The sequence below is a fragment of the Ornithinicoccus hortensis genome (assembly GCF_006716185.1).
GTDB classification, from domain to species: Bacteria; Actinomycetota; Actinomycetes; order Actinomycetales; family Dermatophilaceae; genus Ornithinicoccus; species Ornithinicoccus hortensis.
Map to the genome: position 1 here is coordinate 2,567,220 of NZ_VFOP01000001.1, position 19,792 is coordinate 2,587,011.

At 72.1% G+C, this 19,792-nt stretch carries 20 protein-coding genes; 5 read left to right on the forward strand and 15 right to left on the reverse strand.

Annotation, left to right across the window (positions count from 1 at the left end):
* Positions 1-11: 11 nt before the first annotated feature.
* From FB467_RS12010 to xerD, 5 genes are all read right to left on the reverse strand, one after another.
* Positions 12-851 (reverse strand): pseudouridine synthase, encoded by an 840-nt coding sequence (locus tag FB467_RS12010; protein ID WP_425325837.1) that lies wholly within the window; start codon positions 849-851, stop codon positions 12-14.
* 140 nt (positions 852-991) lie between these two features.
* The gene (gene scpB / locus FB467_RS12015; protein ID WP_141785308.1) at positions 992-1,645 is read right to left on the reverse strand and encodes an SMC-Scp complex subunit ScpB; all 654 of its coding nucleotides are present in this window, start codon (positions 1,643-1,645) and stop codon (positions 992-994) included.
* Positions 1,638-2,621 (reverse strand): segregation and condensation protein A, encoded by a 984-nt coding sequence (locus FB467_RS12020; RefSeq protein WP_141785309.1) that lies wholly within the window; start codon positions 2,619-2,621, stop codon positions 1,638-1,640. The genes scpB and FB467_RS12020 overlap by 8 nt, the downstream gene beginning before the upstream one ends.
* 2 nt (positions 2,622-2,623) lie before the next feature.
* Entirely contained in the window at positions 2,624-3,439 is an 816-nt protein-coding gene (locus tag FB467_RS12025; RefSeq protein WP_228393257.1) for a ParA family protein, read from the reverse strand.
* Between the two features lie 327 nt (positions 3,440-3,766).
* On the reverse strand, positions 3,767-4,732 hold the full coding sequence (gene xerD / locus FB467_RS12030; RefSeq protein WP_141785311.1) for a site-specific tyrosine recombinase XerD: 966 nt from the start codon (positions 4,730-4,732) through the stop codon (positions 3,767-3,769).
* A 69-nt stretch (positions 4,733-4,801) separates the two neighbouring features.
* On the opposite strand from xerD, the gene FB467_RS12035 reads away from it, so the two are divergent.
* From FB467_RS12035 to FB467_RS12045, 3 genes are all read left to right on the forward strand, one after another.
* Positions 4,802-5,416: a hypothetical protein gene (locus FB467_RS12035; protein ID WP_141785312.1), complete on the forward strand. Its 615-nt coding sequence runs from the start codon at positions 4,802-4,804 to the stop codon at positions 5,414-5,416.
* Positions 5,417-5,614: 198 nt separating this feature from the next.
* Complete coding sequence (locus tag FB467_RS12040) at positions 5,615-7,099, forward strand: HNH endonuclease signature motif containing protein (RefSeq protein ID WP_141785313.1); 1,485 nt, start codon at positions 5,615-5,617, stop codon at positions 7,097-7,099.
* Between the two features lie 171 nt (positions 7,100-7,270).
* Positions 7,271-8,311 (forward strand): GTP pyrophosphokinase, encoded by a 1,041-nt coding sequence (locus FB467_RS12045; RefSeq protein ID WP_141785314.1) that lies wholly within the window; start codon positions 7,271-7,273, stop codon positions 8,309-8,311.
* A gap of 30 nt (positions 8,312-8,341) precedes the next feature.
* On the opposite strand, the gene hisIE is transcribed toward FB467_RS12045, so the two are convergent.
* The 10 genes from hisIE to hisS all read right to left on the reverse strand — a co-directional run bounded on the left by hisIE (position 8,342) and on the right by hisS (position 17,494).
* Positions 8,342-9,013 carry a bifunctional phosphoribosyl-AMP cyclohydrolase/phosphoribosyl-ATP diphosphatase HisIE gene (hisIE, locus tag FB467_RS12050; protein ID WP_141785315.1) on the reverse strand — a complete coding sequence of 224 codons (672 nt, stop codon included), beginning with the start codon at positions 9,011-9,013 and terminating at the stop codon, positions 8,342-8,344.
* Positions 9,010-9,834 (reverse strand): imidazole glycerol phosphate synthase subunit HisF, encoded by an 825-nt coding sequence (hisF, locus tag FB467_RS12055; protein WP_141785316.1) that lies wholly within the window; start codon positions 9,832-9,834, stop codon positions 9,010-9,012. The genes hisIE and hisF overlap by 4 nt, the downstream gene beginning before the upstream one ends.
* Complete coding sequence (hisA, locus tag FB467_RS12060) at positions 9,831-10,580, reverse strand: 1-(5-phosphoribosyl)-5-[(5-phosphoribosylamino)methylideneamino]imidazole-4-carboxamide isomerase (RefSeq protein WP_141785317.1); 750 nt, start codon at positions 10,578-10,580, stop codon at positions 9,831-9,833. Before hisA ends, hisF begins: the two co-directional genes overlap by 4 nt.
* Positions 10,573-11,184 (reverse strand): imidazole glycerol phosphate synthase subunit HisH, encoded by a 612-nt coding sequence (hisH, locus tag FB467_RS12065; protein ID WP_141785318.1) that lies wholly within the window; start codon positions 11,182-11,184, stop codon positions 10,573-10,575. The genes hisA and hisH overlap by 8 nt, the downstream gene beginning before the upstream one ends.
* The gene (hisB, locus tag FB467_RS12070) at positions 11,181-12,272 is read right to left on the reverse strand and encodes a bifunctional histidinol-phosphatase/imidazoleglycerol-phosphate dehydratase HisB (RefSeq protein WP_141785319.1); all 1,092 of its coding nucleotides are present in this window, start codon (positions 12,270-12,272) and stop codon (positions 11,181-11,183) included. The genes hisH and hisB overlap by 4 nt, the downstream gene beginning before the upstream one ends.
* On the reverse strand, positions 12,269-13,375 hold the full coding sequence (gene hisC, locus FB467_RS12075) for a histidinol-phosphate transaminase (protein ID WP_141785320.1): 1,107 nt from the start codon (positions 13,373-13,375) through the stop codon (positions 12,269-12,271). The genes hisB and hisC overlap by 4 nt, the downstream gene beginning before the upstream one ends.
* Positions 13,372-14,673, reverse strand: a complete 1,302-nt coding sequence (hisD, locus tag FB467_RS12080; protein WP_141785321.1) for a histidinol dehydrogenase — start codon at positions 14,671-14,673, stop codon at positions 13,372-13,374. The genes hisC and hisD overlap by 4 nt, the downstream gene beginning before the upstream one ends.
* On the reverse strand, positions 14,670-15,578 hold the full coding sequence (hisG, locus tag FB467_RS12085; protein ID WP_141785322.1) for an ATP phosphoribosyltransferase: 909 nt from the start codon (positions 15,576-15,578) through the stop codon (positions 14,670-14,672). Before hisG ends, hisD begins: the two co-directional genes overlap by 4 nt.
* Before the next feature lie 101 nt (positions 15,579-15,679).
* Entirely contained in the window at positions 15,680-16,009 is a 330-nt protein-coding gene (locus FB467_RS12090; protein WP_141785323.1) for a YerC/YecD family TrpR-related protein, read from the reverse strand.
* Positions 16,010-16,099: 90 nt separating this feature from the next.
* Positions 16,100-17,494 carry a histidine--tRNA ligase gene (hisS, locus tag FB467_RS12095; protein ID WP_141785324.1) on the reverse strand — a complete coding sequence of 465 codons (1,395 nt, stop codon included), beginning with the start codon at positions 17,492-17,494 and terminating at the stop codon, positions 16,100-16,102.
* Between the two features lie 192 nt (positions 17,495-17,686).
* Here hisS and FB467_RS12100 point away from each other — a divergent pair, with 192 nt between their 5' ends.
* On the forward strand, positions 17,687-18,412 hold the full coding sequence (locus FB467_RS12100) for a peptidylprolyl isomerase (protein ID WP_228393420.1): 726 nt from the start codon (positions 17,687-17,689) through the stop codon (positions 18,410-18,412).
* On the forward strand, positions 18,409-19,785 hold the full coding sequence (locus FB467_RS12105; RefSeq protein WP_170230699.1) for a DUF349 domain-containing protein: 1,377 nt from the start codon (positions 18,409-18,411) through the stop codon (positions 19,783-19,785). The genes FB467_RS12100 and FB467_RS12105 overlap by 4 nt, the downstream gene beginning before the upstream one ends.
* Positions 19,786-19,792: the final 7 nt, after the last annotated feature.

Here is a 19,792-nt window from a genome sequence, read left to right on the forward strand (position 1 = left end):
CCGTGAGCCGGTCAGAGTCCGGCGGCCCGGTAGAGCGCGCCGACCTCCTCCCGGCTCAGTGCCCGGGTCTTGCCGGGGCGCAGCTCCGCCAGACGCACCGGACCCACCTGCACCCTGGCCAGCGCCAGCACCGGGTGGCCGACCTCGGCCAGCAACCGACGGACGACGTGCTTGCGCCCCTCGTGCAGGATCAGCTCGACGATGGCCTTGCCCGGCTGGGAGTCGACCAGCTTGAACGAGTCGACGGTCACCGGGCCGTCCTCCAGCTCGACCCCGGCGCGCAGCCGCTTGCCGACGTCGCGCGCCACCGGGCCGGGCACCTTGGCGATATACGTCTTGGGGACGCCGTATGAGGGGTGCTGCAGCCGGTGCGCCAGCTCGCCGTCGTTGGTGAGCAGCAGCAGGCCCTCGGTCTCGGCGTCGAGGCGTCCGACGTGGAAGAGCCGCTCGGACCGGTTGCCGACGTAGTCGCCGATGGACGGCCGGCCACGGTCGTCGCTCATCGTGGAGACCACGCCGAGCGGTTTGTTGAACGCCAGGTAGATCTTGTCGGCCTCGAGCACGACCCGCGTGCCGTCCACGTGCACGACCTGGTGGCCCGGGTCGATCCGGACGCCCAGCTCGGTGACGATCTGTCCGTCCACCTCGACCCGGCCCTCGGTGATCAGTCGCTCGCAGGTGCGCCGGCTGCCCCACCCGGCCGAGGCCAGGAGCTTCTGCAGCCGGACGCCGTCGGGGTCGTGGACGTCCACGTCCGGCACCGGTGGCTGCTGGCGGGCGGGCGGTCGACCACGGCCGCGCTGCGGGTTGGCCTTGCCGCCTCCTGGCGCGCCCTTGCCTCCCCGCGGCATGCTCCTGCCGCCCTGCGACGAGCCCTTGCCGGCTCGCGAGGAGCCGGAGCCACCGCGGCCTCCGGTCGCGCCGGATCCTCCCCGGCCCCCGGCCGGGCGGCCGGCGCCCCGACCGCCACCGCGGCTGTTCTCCCGAGGGCTCATGCCTGTCCTTCCGCTGCCAGTTCGTCGAGCACTTCCTGGGACGGCAGGTACGGCGCGAGCGCCGGCAGGTCGTCCAGGCTGTCCAGCCCCATCCGTTGCAGGAAGAAGTCGGTGGTGCCGTAGAGCACCGCTCCCCCGCCGGACTCGCCCTCCTGCCCCACCTCCTGGACGAGGCCGCGCGCGACCAGGGTGCGCACCACGCCGTCCACGTTCACGCCGCGCACCACGCCGACCCGGGCGCGGGAGATCGGCTGCTTGTAGGCGATGACCGCCAGGGTCTCCAGGGAGGCCTGGGTGAGCTTTGCCTGCTGCCCGCCGAGCAGGAAGCGCTCGACCACCGGGGCATACTCCGGGCGGGTGTAGATCCGCCAGCCGCCGGCCAGTCGGCGCAGCATGAAGCCGCGCTCCTGGTCCCGGTACTCGGTCGCGAGCGTCTCGAGCAGGTCCACCACGTCGTCCACGGGCAGTTCCAGGGCCGAGGCGAGGGTGGCCTCCTCGATCGGCTCGTCGATCACCATCAGGATGGCCTCGACCGCCGAGCGGGCCCCGCCCGGGAAGTCGTTGATGTCGAAGGCGACCTGCTCGGTCTCGGCGTCACTGTCGGCGGGCGCCGCCCCGCCCTCCGGCTGCAGTGGTGGCTGGTCACTCATCTGGGTCCTCGGGCTTCGGGTCACTCTCGGTGGGCTGGTCTTCGAACTCGTCCTCGATCTCCACGTCCCCGGAGTCGGGCCCCTCCCACTGGACGGTCAGCTCGCCCAGCGCCTCGTCCTGCTGGAAGGACAGCAGCGACTCCCGGAAGAGCTCGAGCAGGGCCAGGAACCGGGCGACGATGACCAGGGTGCTGTCGGCATCGGCGACCAGGTCCCGGAAGGAGGCATGGCGTCGACCCCGCAACCTGTCGACGACCAGGGCGGCCTGCTCGCGCACCGACACCTGGGGGGCGTGCAGGTGGGTCAGCCCCACCGTGGGGGCGGGGCGCGGGATCATCGCCCGGGCGGCGATCATCGCCAGCTGCTCCGGCATGATCCCGAGAACCAGCTCGGGCAGCAGGGTGGTGAACTGCTCCTCGATCCCCACGTCGCGCGGGAAGATCCGCCCGACCGTGGCCATCCGGGTGTCGAGCTCGTGGGCCACCTGCTTGAAGGCCCGGTACTGCAGCAGCCGTGCGAAGAGCAGGTCGCGGGCCTCGATCAGGGCCAGGTCCTCCTCGTCGTCCTCCCGTGTCGTGGGGAGCAACCGTGCCGCCTTGAGGTCCAGCAGGGTCGCCGCGACCAGGAGGAACTCCGAGGCCTGGGAGAGGTCCCAGTCGTCGTGCTCCTCCTGGGCGGTCCGCAGGAAGGCGATGAACTCGTCGGTGACCTTGGCCAGCGCGATCTCGGTGACGTCGAGCTTGTGCTTGGCGATCAGGCCGAGGAGCAGTTCGAACGGCCCGGAGAAGACGTCGAGGTGCACCTCGAACGGTGCCGCCCCACGGCGGGTCAGGACGCCGCCGGGCACGTTCTCCGACGGTTGGTCGGGTGCCTGCGCGCTGACCGACTCCTCCGGCCCACCGGCCGGCACCGGGTCGTCGGTCGCGACCGTGTCGTCGGGAGCGTCCCCCGCCGACTGGGACAGGGTCTGGTCCAAGATCAGGGGGCGCCGCCGCGCGAGATCAACTCTCGGGCCAGCTGGCGGTAGGCCTCGGCCCCGCTGTGGGTGCTGGCGTAGGAGGTGATCGGCTCGGCTGCGAGGGTCGCGTCGGGGAACTTCACGGTGCGGCTGATGACCGTGTGGAAGACGGTGTCCTGGAAGTGGTCGACGACGCTGCGCACGACCTCCTTGGAGTGCAGGGTCCGGCTGTCGAACATCGTCGCCAGGATCCCGTCGATCTGCAGCCGCGGGTTGAGCCGCTCGGTGATCTTGTCGATCGTGTCGATCAGGAGGGCGACCCCGCGCATCGCGAAGAACTCGGTCTCCAGGGGCACGATCACGCCGTGGGCGCAGGTGAGCGCGTTCACGGTGAGCAGGCCCAACGACGGCTGGCAGTCGATCAGGACCACGTCGTAGTCGTCCATCACGGGTCGCAGCACCCGCATCAGCACCTGCTCGCGCGCCACCTCGCCGACCAGCTGCACCTCGGCCGCCGACAGGTCGATGTTGGCCGGGAGCAGGTCGAGGCCGTCGACGCGGGTCTCCTGGATCAGGTCGCGCACGTCGTGGCCGCGCTCGACCAACAGGTTGTAGACCGTGTGGTCCAGCTCGTGGGTGCGCACGCCGAGCCCGACGGACAGGGCACCCTGCGGGTCGAAGTCGACCAGGAGCACCTTGCGGCCGTACTCGGCCAGGGCGGCACCCAGGTTGATGGTCGTGGTGGTCTTGCCCACCCCGCCCTTCTGGTTGCACATCGCGATCACCCGCGCCGGACCGTGCCCCGTCAGGGGCTCGGGCACCGGGAAGTCGGGCATCGGTCGTCCCGTCGGGCCGATCTGGCCGGATCCGACCGTCTCGGTCCCCGGCAACCGGTCATGCTGCTTGCCGCCGCCCGCGCGCGCCGCGTCGTGGGTCGTCGCCTCCGATGTCACACTCACTCCGCCCTCACCTGTCGTGGTCGGCATCCCGCCGATCGAGTCGACCCTAACCGCCCCGGGCACGACCGGCCAACGCCGGGCGCCTCACCTGCCGGGCTTCCCGGGTGCGGGCACCGCCCGGGCCGGCTCGCGGCATACGGGGAAATGCCCGACCGTGGCCGCACCGCGACGCCCACGGCACCACAGCACAGCGCCGGCGCCCGGTCACTGGGCCCTGGGGTGCGCCTGGGCGTAGACCTCGCGTAGGTGCCGGGCGGTGACCAGCGTGTAGATCTGGGTCGTGGTCACCGAGGCGTGGCCGAGCAGCTCCTGGACCACGCGGACGTCGGCGCCGCCGTCGAGCAGGTGGGTGGCGAAGGAGTGGCGCAGGGTGTGCGGGCTCAGGTGTCCGGAGAGGCCGGCCCGGTCCGCCGCGGCCTGGATGATGTTCCAGGCGCTCTGCCGGGACAGCCGACCGCCGCGCTGGTTGAGGAAGACGGCGGCAGTCCCCTTGCCCTTGGTGGCGAACGCCGGCCGTCCCCGCACCAGCCAGGCATCGAGCGCCTCCTGGGCGTACCGGCCGAGCGGGACGACCCGCTCCTTGTTCCCCTTGCCGAACAGGCGCACCAGGCCGGCGTCCTCCCCGTCGCCGGACACGACGTCGTCCATGTCCAGACCGATCGCCTCGCTGACCCGCGCCCCGCACCCGTAGAGGACCTCCAGGAGGGCACGGTCACGCAGCGAGGCCGGGGTGTCCCCGACCGCCGCGGCGTCCAGCAGCGCCTCGACCTGGTCGAGTGAGATCGCCTTGGGCAGCCGACGCGCCGGCACTGGCGGTGCCACCTCCCGGGCGGGATCGGCAGCAGTGTCCCCCTCCACGGCGAGGAACCGGTGCCAGCCCCGCACGGCGACCAGGGTGCGGGCCGCGGACGAGGCCGCCAACGGCGGGTGGGTCTCGCTGCCCTCCCGCAGGTGGGTGAGGAAGGCCGCGACGTTGGCCTCCCCCACGTCCTCGGGCCGCTCGATCCCCTGGGCCTCGAGGAAGGCGATGTACCGACGCAGGTCGCGCGAGTAGGCCTGTTGCGTGTGCTGGGAGACGCCACGCTCGACCCGCAGGTGGTCAATCCAGCCACGGGCAGCCCTGGCCAGCGCACTCTGGCGGGGCGTCGGCGTAGCGGTCTGGGTCGCCATGGGGCCATTGTGGAGTCAGCCACCGACAACGTGACCGAGACAGGCCGGTGGACCCAGAAGGAGGACACCATGAAGTGGTATGCAGAGACGTCCGGTCGGCGAAGTCGCCAGATGGGCGGGGACCTCCTCCTGCTGGCGTGGGTCGCCCTGTGGATCCTGGTCGGGCGGGCCGTCTTCGGGGTCGTGCGACTCCTGGCGGCCCCTGCCGAGCCGCTTCAGGACGCGGGCTCGACCTGGTCGGGCCGAATTGAGGACGTCGCCGCGAACGCGGTCGAGATCCCGTTGGTGGGCAGTCGCCTGGAGGCTCCCCTGCTGGGCGCCGCCGGGGCCGGCGACCGGTTGGTGACCGCAGGACAACGGCTGGACGAGGGGGTCACCAGTCTTGCCTGGCTGTTGTCGGTCGCCGTGGCCGGGCTGCCGATCCTCCTCGTGGGCGGGCTCTACCTCGTCCTCCGGTTCCGCAGCGTCCGCCGTATGACGGCACTCGCCCGCTCGCGCGCCGTCGCCGGGGACCGTGAACTGCTCGCCCTGCGTGCCCTGGTGAACCAGTCACCCCGACGGCTCGCCGAGGTCGGCCCCGATGCTGCCGCGGGGTGGCGTGAGGGCGACCCCGAGGTCGTGGCGGCCCTCGCCTCGCTCGAGCTGCGACGCGCCGGTCTCCTGCCGGCTCCACGTCCGGCGTGACGGAGGCCTTGGCTGCGCGGTCTTCGGGGGCTGCTGCGTGCTGCTTTGGTGGCTCCCGAAAATTGTCGAACATTTTTTCGTCGAACGTATTGACGAGTGTCGGGTGGGTGAGTTAGATTAGGACAAAGATTCGATCAGGGTCCCGGGGAAGGGCGTTGGTCGGAGTGGCAGGTGGGATGCCGGAGGGTGGTGAGGGGCATGGCGGTACAGCCGCAGGAGGAAGCGCCGATGGTGCTGCCCGGGGCGTCTCAGCTCGCCGGGCCGTCTCAGATCTCTGGACCCACCCAGGCCGCCCCGGGGCAGGGTGCCGACCCACTGCCGCATCCGGTGGAGGCGATGGTGGCGGGGGTGGAGGCCGCGCTGGGTGCGGTGTCGCGTCAGGCGTGGGCGGGGTTGGAGGCACCAGCGGTGCGGGCGTTGTATGCCCGGTTGTCGCGGGTGGCCGAGCAGGTCTCGGCACACAAGATGGCCGCCGCACGGGTGTTGGAAACGGCCGGCACGGCGAAGGCGGAGGGCGCGGCCTCGACGGGGTCGTTACTCGGGGCCGACTTCGGCGGGGACCGGCGCGAGGGCGATGAACTGGTCCGGCTCGGCGACACCCTGCAGCAAGCACGCGCCGATGCGACCGAGGACGCGTTCGGTGCCGGGCAGATCACCCGGGCCCAGGCCGGGGTGATCGGCAAGATCCTCAAGGATCTGCCTCAGGACGTGACCCCCGAGGAGCGGGAGGCGGCTGAGACCACCCTGCTCGGCCAGGCCGGGACGATGAGCCTGCGGGACCTGCGGGCCAGGGGCGACCGGATCAGCGAGGTCTTTAGGGCCACCCCGGAGCAGACCGATGCCGATGAGGAACAGATCGTGGCCCGTCGGGAACGCCGCGCCCGGTCCCTGACCACGTTCTGGATGCGCGAGACCGGTGAGGGCACCTACCAGGGCGGCTTCACGATCCCCACCGTCCAGGGCGAGCTCCTCAAGACCATCCTGGACGCGGTCGCCTCACCCCGCCGCAACCACCTCCACACCACCACCCCCACCGGCGGCCCCGGCGGCTCTGATGGTCCGGGTGGTCCGGGTGATGACCGGTCCTACCCGCAGAAACTGGGGCAGGCGTTCTGCGCGTTGATCGAGCACACCCCGACCGACGGGTTCGTCCAGTCCGGTGGCTCGACGGCCGTGGTCGCGGTCTCCCTGTCCCAGGAGAAACTAGCCACCGGGACCGGGTGCGGCACGACCTCCACCGGCATCCGGTTGACCGCCGGACAGATCCGCCGGTTGGCATGCACCCAACAGATCCTGCCCCAGGTCTTCGACGGCAAGAGCCTGCCGTTGGACCACGGGACCCTGCGCCGGTTGTTCAGCAAGCACCAACGGATCGGGATCGGGCAACGCGACCAAGGATGCGCCATGCCCGGCTGTGACCGACCCCCGGGGTGGTGTGAGTTCCACCACGCCGGCAACCCCTGGTCCACCGGGGGCGAGACGAACCTGGACCAGGGCGTGATGCTCTGCGCGTTCCACCACCACCTGATCCACGACCAACACTGGCAAATCAGATTCCACCCCGGCGACGGGATCCCCGAATTCCGGGCCCCCGGAGGCACCACCTGGGCCCGCAACACCCGATACCGACCACCCCGAGATCTCGGGGTGGCACCCACCCCAGCCCTGCTCAACCACCCATAACGCCGGACACCCGGACCCCAGATCGGGGCCCGGGACACCGGCACGCCCGGGACACCGGCACGCCCGGGACACCGGCACGCCCAGGTGGGTGTCCCGGGCGGGGCCGCACGCCTGGTGTCCGGGTACGGCACGTGCGCCACGAGTTCGTGTCCGGTAGTGCAGGCTGTTCCCATGGAACGGAGCGGGAGCCGCGGGGCGCGACAGCGGCAGCGGCAGCAGCAGGGTGAGGACATCGTGCGGCACGCGGTGCGTGACTACGCGGCGAGGTTCCCGGAGCTGTCCGAGGCCACCGAGCGGTTCACGTCGCTGATCACCCGGATGCTGGACGATGCCGGCATCAACTACCTCAGCGTCACCGGGCGGACCAAGAGCGTCGCCTCGTTCGCGGGCAAGGCGGTGCGGCAGGAGGACGGGGTGCCGCTCTACCGGGACCCGCTGCGGGAGATCACCGACCAGATGGGTGTCCGGGTGATCACGTACCTGGCCACGGACGTCGCGGCGGTCGCCGAGCTGGTGTCGGCCGAGCTCACCGTCCTGGACGACCGGGACATGGGCCGGGAGACCGCGGCGGAGGGCCAGTGGGGCTACAACAGCCGACACATCCTGGTCTCCCTGGACCCCTCGGCTGAGCTGGCGCCCGAGGACGAGATGTTGCGCGGTCGCAGCCTGTCGTTGCAGGTCCGGACGATCCTGCAGCATGCTTGGGCAGAGTTCGAGCACGACATCCGCTACAAGGGACACCTGCCCGAGGAGCACGCGCCCGACCTGAACCGCAGGTTCACCCTGGCGGCCGGCCTGCTGGAGCTGGCGGACCGGGAGTTCACCGCCATCCGGGACCGGATCCAGGAGACGCTGACCGACCAGCAGAGCGAGCAGGACCCCAGCGACCCGCGGATCGGGGCGAAGGAGCTGGCGACCTTCCTGGCTGGGCAGTTCGCCGACGCTGGCTGGTCCAAGACCGACCACTACTCGTGGATCTCGGGACTACTGCTCGAGCTCGGGATCACCTCGCTCGAGGAGCTGAGCGGGCTGCTGGCCTCCGTGGACAGTGCCGCGATCACCGACCGGATGGGCTACCGCTATCCCCCGGGTGCCGTGCGCAGGCTGGACGATGCGCTGCTCGCGGTGTTCGGCGCCCACTACGTGGCGCTGCACGGCAACGACGACCGACGACCGCTGCTCCAGGAGCGGCTGGACAAGCTCATCGGCTGACGCGGGCCACCTCACCGGCCGCGCCGCACGTCACCGGCCGCGCGGCAGCCGGTGCCGGTCGCGGAGCACCTGCTCGACGTCCGACCAACCCAGACCGCGGCTACGGAGCAGCACCAGCAGGTGGTAGACGAGGTCGGCCGCCTCGCCGGTGAGGTCGTCGTCCTCCTGGGCGACGGCGGCCAGGGCCGTCTCGACGCCCTCCTCCCCCACCTTCTGGGCGATCCGGCGGGTGCCCGAGTCGAACAGCTCGGTCGTGTAGGAACCGTTGGGGCGTTCGGTATGCCGAGCGGCGACGAGGGCGTCCAGCTCGGCGAGGAAGTGGGCCGACGGTGCGGCCGACGGGGCGGAAGTTGCCGGAGCGCCCGGCTCGTCGAAGCAGCTGTCGGCACCGGTGTGGCAGGTCGGGCCCGCGGGCTCGGCGAGGATCAGCACGGTGTCCCGGTCGCAGTCGAGGTGGACCGAGCGGACGGTGAGGGTGTGGCCGCTGGTCTCCCCCTTGACCCACCGGGTGCCGCGGCTGCGGCTGAAGAAGGTGGCCAAGCCCGATTCGAGGGTTTCCTGCAGGGCTGCCTGGTCCTGGTAGCCGACCATCAGGACCTGCCCGGTGGTGGCGTGCTGCACGATGGCGGGGACGAGTCCGTCCTGCTTGGCGAAGTCGACGTCCTGGACCGTCGGGCCGCCGGGGTTGTTGAAGGCGGTCATGCGCGGGCTCCCTCGGACTCCTGGGCGGGGCCACCGAGCGAGGGCGCAGCGGGGCGCACCTCGACGCCCTCTGCGGCCAGGTACCGCTTGAGGTCGGGGATCGGGATGGCGCCGGAGTGGAAGACGCTGGCGGCGAGAGCGGCGTCGACGTCGGCGGTGGTGAAGACGTCGCGGAAGTGTTCCATCGCCCCGGCGCCACCGGAGGCGACGAGGGGCACCGCGCAGACCTGACGGATGCTGGCGAGCTGCTCCACGTCATACCCCTGACGGACGCCGTCGCTACCCATGCAGTTGAGGACCACCTCGCCGGCACCGAGTTCCTGGACCCGCTGGACCCAGTCCTGCGTGGTGACCTCGAGGGCCTGGGTCTGGTCCGGGTTGCCGGTGAACTGCCGGATGCGCCACTGCCCGTCGTCGTCGCGCAGGCTGTCGACGCCCACCACGACACACTGGACGCCGAACTCGCGGGCCAGCTCGCGGACCAGTTCGGGACGCTGGGTGGCGGGGGTGTTGACGGAGACCTTGTCCGCCCCGGCGTGTAGGACCGCGCGGGCGTCCTCGACCGAGGAGATGCCGCCGGCGACGCAGAACGGGATGTCGATGACCTTGGCCACGCGGCGGACCCAGTCGGTGTCGACGCGTCGTCCCTGCGGGCTGGCCGTGATGTCGTAGAAGACCAGCTCGTCGGCACCCTCGTGGCGGTAGCGGGTGGCGAGTTCGACGATGTCGCCGACGTCGACGTGGTCGCGGAACCGGGTGCCCTTGACGACGCGGCCGTCGCGGACGTCGAGGCAGGGGATGATCCGGCGGCCCAGGGTCACGCGACCTCCTCCTCGGCCACGGCGTCGGTGACGGTCAGCCGGCCCTCGAAGAGCGCCTTGCCGAGCACCGCGCCGGCGCAGCCGACCTTGCGGCAGCTGCGGAGGTCGTGGACGTGGCGCATCCCGCCCGAGGCCTGGATCTGCAGGTCGGGGACGGCGTGGGTCAGGAAGGTGTAGAGGTTGATGTTGGGCCCGCTCAGCGTGCCGTCCCGGCCGATGTCGGTGCACAGCAGGTGCCGGAGACCGGCCTCGGAATAGGTGTGCAACATGGTGGGCAGGTCCTTCTCCGCGACCGAGGTCCACCCGGAGATCGGCAGCACCCAGGCGCCGTCCTCGCTGGCCCGGGTGTCGAGGGCGACGGTGATCCGGTCCGGGCCGAACCGCTCCAGCCAGGTGGCGACCTCCTCGGACTCGCGGACCGCCATCGACCCGACCACGACGCGGGACGCCCCGGCGTCGAGGAGCCGTTGCACGTCGTCGGCGGTGCGCACTCCCCCGCCGGTCTGCACCTGCAGGCCGGTGCGTTCGACGATCTGCTCGAGCCGTTCGGCCAGCGTGTAGCCACCGGCGCGGGCGGCATCCAGATCGACCAGGTGCATCCAGCGGGCGCCGGCCCGGGCATACCCGTCGGCCACGGCGACCGGGTCGTCGGAGTAGCGCGTCTCCTTCTCGTAGTCGCCCTTGTGCAGCCGGACGACACGACCGTCCAGGACGTCGATGGCCGGGTAGACGGTGAACTCACTCATCGGGAACCTCCGACACGAAGTTTGTCAGGAGACGGGCGCCGACGTCGGCTGAACGCTCCGGGTGGAACTGGGCGCCCCACCAGTTGCCCCGCCGGGCGACGGCGGTCCAGCGGCCGGCGTGGGTGGTCGCCGCCACGGTGTCCTCGGTGACCGGTGCGGCATAGCTGTGCACGAAGTAGGCCCGTGAACCGGCCAGTATGCCGTGCAGGCTCGGGTCCTCGCGGAGGACGTCCAGGGTGTTCCATCCCATGTGCGGGACCCGCTCGCCGGGGGTCGCGGGGATCGGCACGACCTGGCCGGTGAGCAGCCCCAGGCAGGGCGTGCCGCCGTCCTCGGCCGAGGACTCGAAGAGCAGCTGCATGCCCAGGCAGACCCCCAGCAGGGGCTGCTCCAGGCCACGGAGCACCTCGACCAGGTCGGCGTCGTGGAGGCGGCGCATGGCCGGACCCGCGGCGCCGACACCGGGCAGGATGACCCGGTCGGCCGCGGTGATCGTGGCCGCGTCCGCGGTGAGGGCGGAGCGCACGCCGAGCCGGTCCAGGGCATACCGGACCGAGCCGATGTTGGTGCCGCCGGAGTCGACCAGGGCGACGCTGGTGGTCACAGGACGCCCTTGGTGGAGGGCAGCTCGGCGCCCTCCACGCGCAGCGCCTGGCGCATCGCGCGGGCGACCGCCTTGAACCCGGACTCGATGACGTGGTGGGCGTTGTCGCCGGTCACGCTCAGGTGCAGGTTGAGGCGGGCGGACTCGCACAGCGACCGCCAGAAGTGCTCGACCATCTCGGTCGGGAAGTCCCCGACCCGCTCGCGGTCGAAGGTGCTCTCGAACTTCAGGTAGGGCCGGCCGGAGAAGTCCAGCGCCGCCTGGGCGTGGGCCTCGTCCATCGGCAGGGTGAAGCCGTAGCGACCGATCCCCCGTTTGTCGCCGAGCGCCTGGTCGAGGGCCTGACCCAGGGCCAGGGCGACGTCCTCGATGGTGTGGTGCTCGTCGATGTGGAGGTCGCCGTCGCAGTGCACCTTCAGCGAGAACCCGCCGTGCTTGGCGAGCTGGTCGAGCATGTGGTCCAGGAAGCCGACGCCGGAGGACAGTTCGATCGTGCCGGGCTTGTCCAGGTCGACCTCGACCCGGATCTGGGTCTCGCTGGTGTCGCGCTGGACGGTGGCGATCCGGGGACGGTCGACGAGGCGGTGCGCGATCTCGGCCCAGTCCAGCGTGTCGGTCGTCTCCTCCGTGGCCCGGCTGGGGACCAGGTATGCCGTGAGGCCCAGGTTGGCGGCCAGCTGGGCGTCGGTCTCCCGGTCCCCGACGACGACGCTGCGGTCCCAGTCGATGGTGCGGTCCTTGAGCAGGTCGGTGAACATCGCGGTGCCCGGCTTGCGGGTGGGGGCGTTGTCCTCCGGGCGGGTGCCGTCGATCAGTTGCGCGCGGAAGGTGATGCCCTGGCTGGCCAGGATCTGCAGCAACAGCTCGTGCGGGCCGTCGAAGTCGGCCTGCGGGAAGCTGTCGGTGCCCAGGCCGTCCTGGTTGCTGACCAGCACGAAGTCCCACCCGGCGTCGCGCAGCCGCAGCAGCGCCGGGATGACGCCCTCGACCAGGCGCAGCTTGTCGTAGGCGTCGACCTGGAAGTCCGCCGGCTCCTCGATCAGGGTGCCGTCGCGGTCGACGAACAGGACGGGGCGGGCGATGCTCATGGCTTCCTTTGGGTTGTCGGGGCGGGGGTGAGGTGAAGGGCGCGGGCGACCTCGTCGAGCTCGGCGTCGGTGCCCACGCTGACCCGCACGGCGTCCTCGACCTGGTGGCGCATGTCGCGGACCACGATGCCAGTCCCGGCGAGGGTCTCCAGCAGCGGCCCCGCGGCGCCCCGGGCCAGGACGAAGTTGGCCTCGGAGGCGTAGACCTGCTCGACCAGGTCGCTGCGGTCCAGGAGGTCGCGGAGCCGGTCACGGCCCGCGATGGTGGCGACGACCCGGGCCGCGGTGTCGGACAGGGCGGACGGCTCGAGCGCGGCCAGGGCCAGGCGGGACACGGGCTCGGGCACCGGGTAGGGCGCCTGCACCCGGCGGAGCACGGCGGCCAGGTCCGGGTGGCCGATGGCGACGCCGACCCGGGCACCGGCGAGGGCGTGCGCCTTGGACAGGGTGCGAAGCACGACCAGGTTCGGGTGGTCACCCAGCAGGGTGATCGCCGAGGGGCCGGAGGCGAACTCCTGGTAGGCCTCGTCGACCACGACGACCGCCGACCGGGCCAGGTCGCTCGCCAGCGCCCCGATCGTCGCCAGGGGGACGGTGCTGCCGGTGGGGTTGCCGGGGGTGGTCAGGAAGAGCACGCGGGAGCCGGTCTCGCGGACCGTCCGGGTCAGGGCGTTGGCGTCGACCTCGAACCGGTCGCCGAGGTCGCGCTGTGGCACGTCGTGCAGCGGCACCCCGTGCAACCGGGCGCTCACGGCATACATCCCGAAGGTGGGTGAGGAGACCACGACGCCGTCCCCGCCCGGCCGGCAGAGGGCGCGGACCAGCAGCTCGATGGCCTCGTCACTCCCCCGGCCGACGACCAGGTCCGCCGGGTCCACGCCGTATGCCGAGGCGAGCGCGCGCACCAACGGTGCCGGTTGGGGGTCGGGATAGCGGCGCAGGAGGTCCTCGGGGTCGGCGTGGTTGGCCCGGGCCGCCTCGTTGGCGTTCAGCCAGATCCGGGCGGTGCCCGCCCAGCTGGTGCGCGCCGAGGAGTAGCCGGCGAAGTCGCGCAGGTCCTCGCGGACCAGCTCGCGCGGGAACGGGGTGGCGGTCGCGCTCACGAGGGTCTCCGGGCCAGTCGCCGGGTCACGGCCGCCTGGTGGCCGATCAGGCCCTCGGCGCCGGAGAGTTCCACGGCGGACGGGCCGACCTCGGCGAGGCCGTCGGGGGTCACCGACTGCACCGTCATGGCGATCTGGAAGCTGGCCACGGCCACCCCGCCGGTCCACCGGGCGGCGCCGGCGGTGGGCAGCACGTGGTTGGTGCCGCTGCAGTAGTCGCCGAGGGTCTCCGGGGCCCAGTCCCCCAGGAAGACCGAGCCGGCGCGTTCCACCCGGTCCACCCAGGACCCGGGGTCGCGCAGCGCCAGGATGAGGTGTTCGGGGGCGTAGTCGTTGCTGATCGTGAAGGCCTCTGCGAGGTCCTCGGTCACGACCAGCCGGCTGGAGGCCAGCGCCTTGCGGGCGATCTCGGCGCGGGGCAGTTGGTCGACCTGCTCCTCGACCTGGTCGGCGACGGCGCGGGCCAGGGCGGCGTCGTCGGTGAGGAGCAGCACCTGGGAGTCGGGGCCGTGCTCGGCCTGGGACAGCAGGTCGGCGGCGACGAACTCGGGGTCGGCCCCGGAGTCGGCGATGACCAGCACCTCGGACGGCCCGGCCGGCAGGTCGATGCCGGGCCCGCCCTCGGCGGTAGACACTTGGCGCTTGGCCTCGGTGACGTAGGCGTTGCCGGGGCCGAAGATCTTGTCGCAGCGCGGGACCGACTCGGTGCCGTAGGCCAGCGCGGCGATCGCCTGGGCCCCGCCGGCGACCACGATCGTGTCGATGCCGCACTCGGCGGCGGCGGCCAGGACGCTGGCGTTGGGGCGGCCGTCGCGACCCGGCGGGGTGCACAGCACCACCTCGGGGCAACCGGCCAGCTGGGCGGGGATGCCGAGCATCAGCGCGGTGGAGGGCAGCGGGGCGGTGCCGGCCGGGACGTAGAGCCCGACCCGGCGGATGGGGCGGACGACGCGGCGGCAGGTGACCCCGGGGGCCGTCTCGACGGCGTAGTCGGACTGCATCCCGGCTTCGTGGAAGGCCCGGATCCGGGTCGCGGCCGCGGTGATCGCGGACCGCAACGGGGCCGGGACCGTGGCGACCGCCTCGGCGATCGCGTCCGCGGGCACCCGCAGCCAGGGCGGGGTGACCCCGTCGAACCGGGCGCCGAGCTCCGCCAGGGCCGCGTCGCCCCGGGTGCGGACGGCCTGCACGATGTCGGCTACCGCGGCGGTGACCTCGGGGCCGGCGCCGGCGGTGGCCCGGCGCAGCGTCTCGGCGCGGGTGGCGGGGTCGAGCTCGGACCAGGTGGTGACGTTCACGGCAGCATCCCCTCGACCGGGAGCACCATCAGGGTGTGGGCGCCGGCGCGCTTGAGGTCCTCCAGGCGTTGCCAGGAGACCGCGTTGTGGCACAGCACCTGGACCGAGACCTCGTCGCGGCCGTCGACCTGGAGCACCGTGGGTTCGCCGCCCTCGGGGAGCTTGCCCAGCACCTCGGGCAGCACGTCGCGCCCGGCGCGCAGCATGAGCAGGCGGGTCTCCTTCAGGCGGAGGGCGCCGTCCATCCGGCGCAGCAGCATGTCGGCGATGTCGGCCCGGCCATCCTCCAGGGGGTGGGTCGGTCCGGCGATGACGGCCTCGGAGTGCAGCAGCGTCTCGACCGGCTTGAGGTTGTTGGCGGCCAGGGTGCCCCCGGTCGAGACCAGGTCGCAGATCAGGTCCGCCTGGCCCAGGCGCGGGGCGATCTCCACCGAGCCGGACAGGGTGACGATGTCGGCCTCGACTCCACGCTCGGACAGCCACCGGCCCAGCGTGTGCGGGTAGGAGGTGGCGATCCGCTTGCCGGCGAGCTGCTCGGCGCCGGCCCACCGCTCGTCGTCGTTGATGGCGATGTCGAGGCGGCAGGTGCCCCAGCCCAGCTGGCGCCACTCCTCCAGGGCGCCGGGTGCCCCGCCTGCCTGTCGCCCGAGGTCGTACTCGACCACGACGTTGCGTCCGACGATGCCCAGGTCGCAGACGCCGTCGGCGATCAGGCCGGGGATGTCGTCGTCGCGGACCAGGAGCAGGTCGACCGGCAGGGACTCGCCGTAGCAGAAGAGCTTGTCGCGGCTCTCCCGCCAGGTGAGACCGCAGCTGGCGAGCAGGTCGCGGGCGGGGTCGGCCAGGCGGCCGGACTTCTGGATGGCGACCCGGAGGCGGTCGCGGGTGATGGCAGGCGGGGTCATGAGACCTTCCGTGGGGCTGGTGGGCCCGGTCCTCGACGACCGGGCGGCGGTGGCTGGCGTGCCGGAGCCGTGGTGGCTCGGCGGTCTGGGGTCGACGCTGGTCAGCCGGTGGCCGGCTGGGCGCCGCCGGTATGCCGGGACAACGCCGCGCGGTAGCCGCCGGCCCCGTGCTCCCAGCAGCGGGCCACCCGACCGATGGTGGTCACGCTCACCCCGGTCTCCTCGTGGATCTGCCGGTAGGGGGTCCCGTGCGCCAGCAGCGGCACGACGGCCCAGCGGTCGGCCAGGGCCTCCAGCTCGGCGGGGGTGCACAGGTCGTCCAGGAAGGCCGACATCTCGGCCGGGTCGCTGATGGCGCTCAGCGCCTCGGCGAGGAACTCGCGGGTCCGGGCGGCCCACTCGGCCTCACCCAGGTGTTCCCGTCGCTTCATCTGCGTGGCTCTCCCGTGTCATGACGTAACAGTGCGCTATCACGCTAACACACGATGGGGCGTGGTCAGACACGTGGCGGGCAGGCCAGCTCAGGTGAGCTCGAGCGGCTGGGCCAGCTCGACCCGCAGCGCCCGGACCACCTCGTCCTGCGGGACCGAGAACTGGTCGGCCCGGCGCAGGTCCTTGACGGTCACGGTCCCGGCCTCGACCTCCTGGGGGCCCAGGATCGCTACGAAGCGGATGCCGGCGCGGTCGGCATACTTCAGCTGTTTGCCGAGCTTGCCGCCGTCCAGCACCGACTCGGTGTTGATCCCGCCCTGGCGCAGCTCGGTGGCCAGGGCGAGGGTCTGCGGGAGCAGGTCCGGGTCCATCTGCGGGACCAGCACCTGCACGGTCGACTCGGCGGCGTGCACCAGGCCGGCCTCGCGCAGCTGCCAGAACAACCGGCTCAGGCCGATCGAGATGCCGACCCCGGGGAGCCGGGACTTGGTGTACTGCCCGGCCAGGTCGTCATACCGCCCCCCGGAGCAGATCGACCCGATCTCGGGGTGCTCGTCCAGGGTGGTCTCGTAGACGGTGCCGGTGTAGTAGTCCAGCCCGCGGGCGATCGAGAAGTTCAGCCGGTAGTCCCCCTCCGGCACCCCGAGGGCGCGGACCAGGTCCAGCACGACCTTGAGCTCGGCGGCACCCTCGGCCAGCGCGGCGGAGCCCGCCGAGCGGGCGACCACGTCGTCCAGCCGGGCCAGCGCGTCCTCGTGCGAGGTGGACCGGACGGCCACGAAGTCCAGGACCTGCTCGACGGCGTCGGCCGACAGCCCGAACCCCTCACCGGTGAGGGTCGTGCGCAGGTAGTCCGGCCCGCGCTTGTCCAGCTTGTCCACCTCGCGCAGCACCCGGGCCTGCAGGTCGCCGTCGGCGATGCCCAGGTCCTCGAAGAAGCCGCGCATCAGCTTGCGGTTGTTCAGCTGGATGGTGAACGGGCCGATCGCCAGGTCGGTGAAGACCTGGTGGATTACGGCGGGGAACTCCGCGTCGTGCCGGGGGCTGAGCTCGTCCTTGCCGATGATGTCGATGTCGCACTGGTAGAACTCGCGGTAGCGGCCCCGCTGGGCGCGCTCGCCCCGGTAGACCCGCTGCATCTGGTAGCGGCGGAACGGGAAGGTCAGCTGGTGCTCGTGCTCGGCCACGTAGCGGGCCAGCGGCACGGTCAGGTCGAAGCGCAGCGCCATCTCCGGCAGGCCGGTGGTCTCCCCCGCGGCCGACTTCTCCAGCGCGCCGGTGGACTGCACGAAGTAGACCTGGCGCTCGGTCTCCCCGCCGGTCTTGGTCAGCAGGACCTCGGAGAGTTCGTATGCGGGGGTCTCGATCGGCAGGAACCCGAACCGTTCGTAGGCCGAGCGGATCACGTCCAGCATCCGCTGGAAGGCGATCTGCTCGGCGGGCAGCAGTTCGAGGACCCCGGAGGGTGTGCGCGGCGTGATCACGTCGGCGAGTCTAACGAGCGCGAAAGGTGCCGCCGAGCGCCGGGGCGCGGGACCAGAACAACGCCGGAAGTTACCTCATCCCGATCGTGTCCAAACCGCAATCCGCCCGTGACCCGACCCCCGAGTCCGGCTGCCTACACTGGCGGCCGACCACCGTCCCCCAGGTCAGCGATGGCTGCCGGAAGGAGATCCATGACCCTGCGGCCACGTCGCGTGATGCGGGTCGTCGCGGTCGCCGCGATCGCCCTCCTGGCCGGGTGCGCCTCCGTGGACGCCGAGGGTGGGGACGAGACCTCCGACGGTCAGGTCTCGGCCCCCGTGGTGAACACCGGCGAGTGCGTCGACCCGCCCGCTCTCCCCTCGACGGTGCCGACCTTCGGCACCCAGCAGGCCCCCTCGGCGACGGAGGGGACGGTGCACGGGGCGGTGCTGCATACCTCCTGCGGGGACATCGAGCTCGAGCTCTTCGGGGACAAGGCCCCCGTGACGGTCGCCTCCTTCGACTTCTTGGCCGGTGAGGGCTACTGGGACGCCAGCCCGTGCCACCGGTTGACCACCGCGGGCATCTTCGTGCTGCAGTGCGGGGATCCGACGGGCACCGGGCGGGGCGGACCGGGCTACACCTTCGGGCTGGAGAACGCCCCGGAGGACGGCCGTTACCCGCGCGGGACCGTGGCGATGGCCAGGAGCAACGACCCGAACAGCAACGGGGGGCAGTTCTTCATCGTCTTCGACGACACGGAACTGCCCGTGGCCGGGGGTGGCTACACCATCTTCGGTAGGGTCACCAGTGGAATGGACGTCATCGACCACATCGCCGAGCAGGGCGTGGACGGTGGAGGAGCCGATGGGTTGCCCGTGCAGCCGATCAGCATCCTCTCGGTCGAGATCACCGAGGAGAAGGCACCGGATTCGTGAGTGAACAGCCCAAACCGCAGCCCAGGCCCCAGGCCCCGTCACCGGCGGCACTGGCCGGACGCAAGGCCGCGGTGCACCCTGTCGCACCCCCGGCCCCGGCGGCCGAACCGGTAAGCAACTCGGCCGAGTTCGGCCGCGTCGCCGAGGACGGCACCGTGTACGTGCGCACCGATGACGGGGAACGTGCGGTCGGCTCCTACCCCGGGCAGCCGCCCGAGGAGGCCCTGGCCTACTTCGCGCGCAAGTACGACGAGCTCGCGGCCAACGCCGTGCTGCTGGAGCAGCGGGTCACCCAGACCGACCTGTCGGCGCACGACGCCCGGGAGTCCCTGGCCAAGCTGCGCGAGCAGATCGGCGAGGCCAACGTGGTCGGCGACCTGCCGGCGCTGGCCGCGCTGGTCGGCCGGATCGAGACCGCGGTGAGCGCCAAGCAGGCCGTCGAGACGCAGGCCCGGGCCGCCGCACGGGCCGAGGCCGGGGCGGCGCGCGAGGCCCTGGTGGTCGAGGCGGAGAAGCTGGCGGCCCAGGACCCGGCCAAGGTGCAGTGGAAGGCCGCCAGCACCCGGATGCGGGCGATGCTGGATGAGTGGAAGGGCATGCAGCGCTCCGGACCCCGCCTGGAGAAGGACGTGGAGAACGCCCTCTGGCAGCGGTTCAGCGGGGCGCGCAGCAGCTTCGACCGGACCCGGAAGACGTGGTTCAGCCAGCTCGACGAGGAGCATGCCGAGGCCAAGCGGGTCAAGCAGCGGCTGGTCGAGGAGGCCGAGAAGCTGGCCACCAGCAAGGACTGGGGACCGACCGCGGGGGCCTTCAAGCGGCTCATGCAGGACTGGCGGCGCGCCGGCCGCGCCCAGCGGGGCGACGACGACGCGCTCTGGGAACGTTTCAAGACCGCCCAAGACTCCTTCTTCGCCGCCAAAGACGAGGTGGTGGCCGAGGAGAACAAGGCGTTCACCGCCAACCTGGAGGTCAAGGAGGCGCTGCTGGTCGAGGCCGAGGCCCTGCTGCCGGTCGACGCGGGCAACCTGGACGCGGCGAAGAACGCGCTGCGGGGCATCCAGGACCGGTGGGACGCGGCGGGCAAGGTGCCCCGCGAGGCGATGTCCCGCGTGGAGGGCCGGCTGCGCAAGGTCGAGCAGGCGGTGCGCGACGTCGAGGACCAGAAGTGGCAGTCCTCCAACCCCGAGGTCTCCGCCCGCGCCCAGTCGATGGTCGACCAGCTCGAGCGCGCCGTGCAGGGGCTGGAGCAGGACCTGGAGAGCGCCCGGGCCACCGGTGACGAGCGCAAGATCGCGGAGGCGGAGCAGGCCCTCGAGGCCCGTCGCACCTGGCTGGAGTCCGCCCGCGGCGGCCTGGCCGAGTTCGGCGGCTGAGCCGGTG

Coding starts and splice junctions, on each gene's coding strand:
- FB467_RS12025 (WP_228393257.1), bottom strand. CDS start 3,439: ATGCCCGACTTCCCGGTGCCCGAGCCCCTGACGGGGCACGGTCCGGCG.
- FB467_RS12045 (WP_141785314.1), top strand. CDS start 7,271: ATGGAACGGAGCGGGAGCCGCGGGGCGCGACAGCGGCAGCGGCAGCAG.
- FB467_RS12100 (WP_228393420.1), top strand. CDS start 17,687: ATGACCCTGCGGCCACGTCGCGTGATGCGGGTCGTCGCGGTCGCCGCG.
- hisB (WP_141785319.1), bottom strand. CDS start 12,272: ATGAGCATCGCCCGCCCCGTCCTGTTCGTCGACCGCGACGGCACCCTG.
- FB467_RS12040 (WP_141785313.1), top strand. CDS start 5,615: ATGGCGGTACAGCCGCAGGAGGAAGCGCCGATGGTGCTGCCCGGGGCG.
- hisA (WP_141785317.1), bottom strand. CDS start 10,580: ATGAGTGAGTTCACCGTCTACCCGGCCATCGACGTCCTGGACGGTCGT.
- scpB (WP_141785308.1), bottom strand. CDS start 1,645: ATGAGTGACCAGCCACCACTGCAGCCGGAGGGCGGGGCGGCGCCCGCC.
- xerD (WP_141785311.1), bottom strand. CDS start 4,732: ATGGCGACCCAGACCGCTACGCCGACGCCCCGCCAGAGTGCGCTGGCC.
- FB467_RS12010 (WP_425325837.1), bottom strand. CDS start 851: ATGCCGCGGGGAGGCAAGGGCGCGCCAGGAGGCGGCAAGGCCAACCCG.
- FB467_RS12090 (WP_141785323.1), bottom strand. CDS start 16,009: ATGAAGCGACGGGAACACCTGGGTGAGGCCGAGTGGGCCGCCCGGACC.
- hisG (WP_141785322.1), bottom strand. CDS start 15,578: ATGACCCCGCCTGCCATCACCCGCGACCGCCTCCGGGTCGCCATCCAG.
- hisIE (WP_141785315.1), bottom strand. CDS start 9,013: ATGACCGCCTTCAACAACCCCGGCGGCCCGACGGTCCAGGACGTCGAC.
- FB467_RS12035 (WP_141785312.1), top strand. CDS start 4,802: ATGAAGTGGTATGCAGAGACGTCCGGTCGGCGAAGTCGCCAGATGGGC.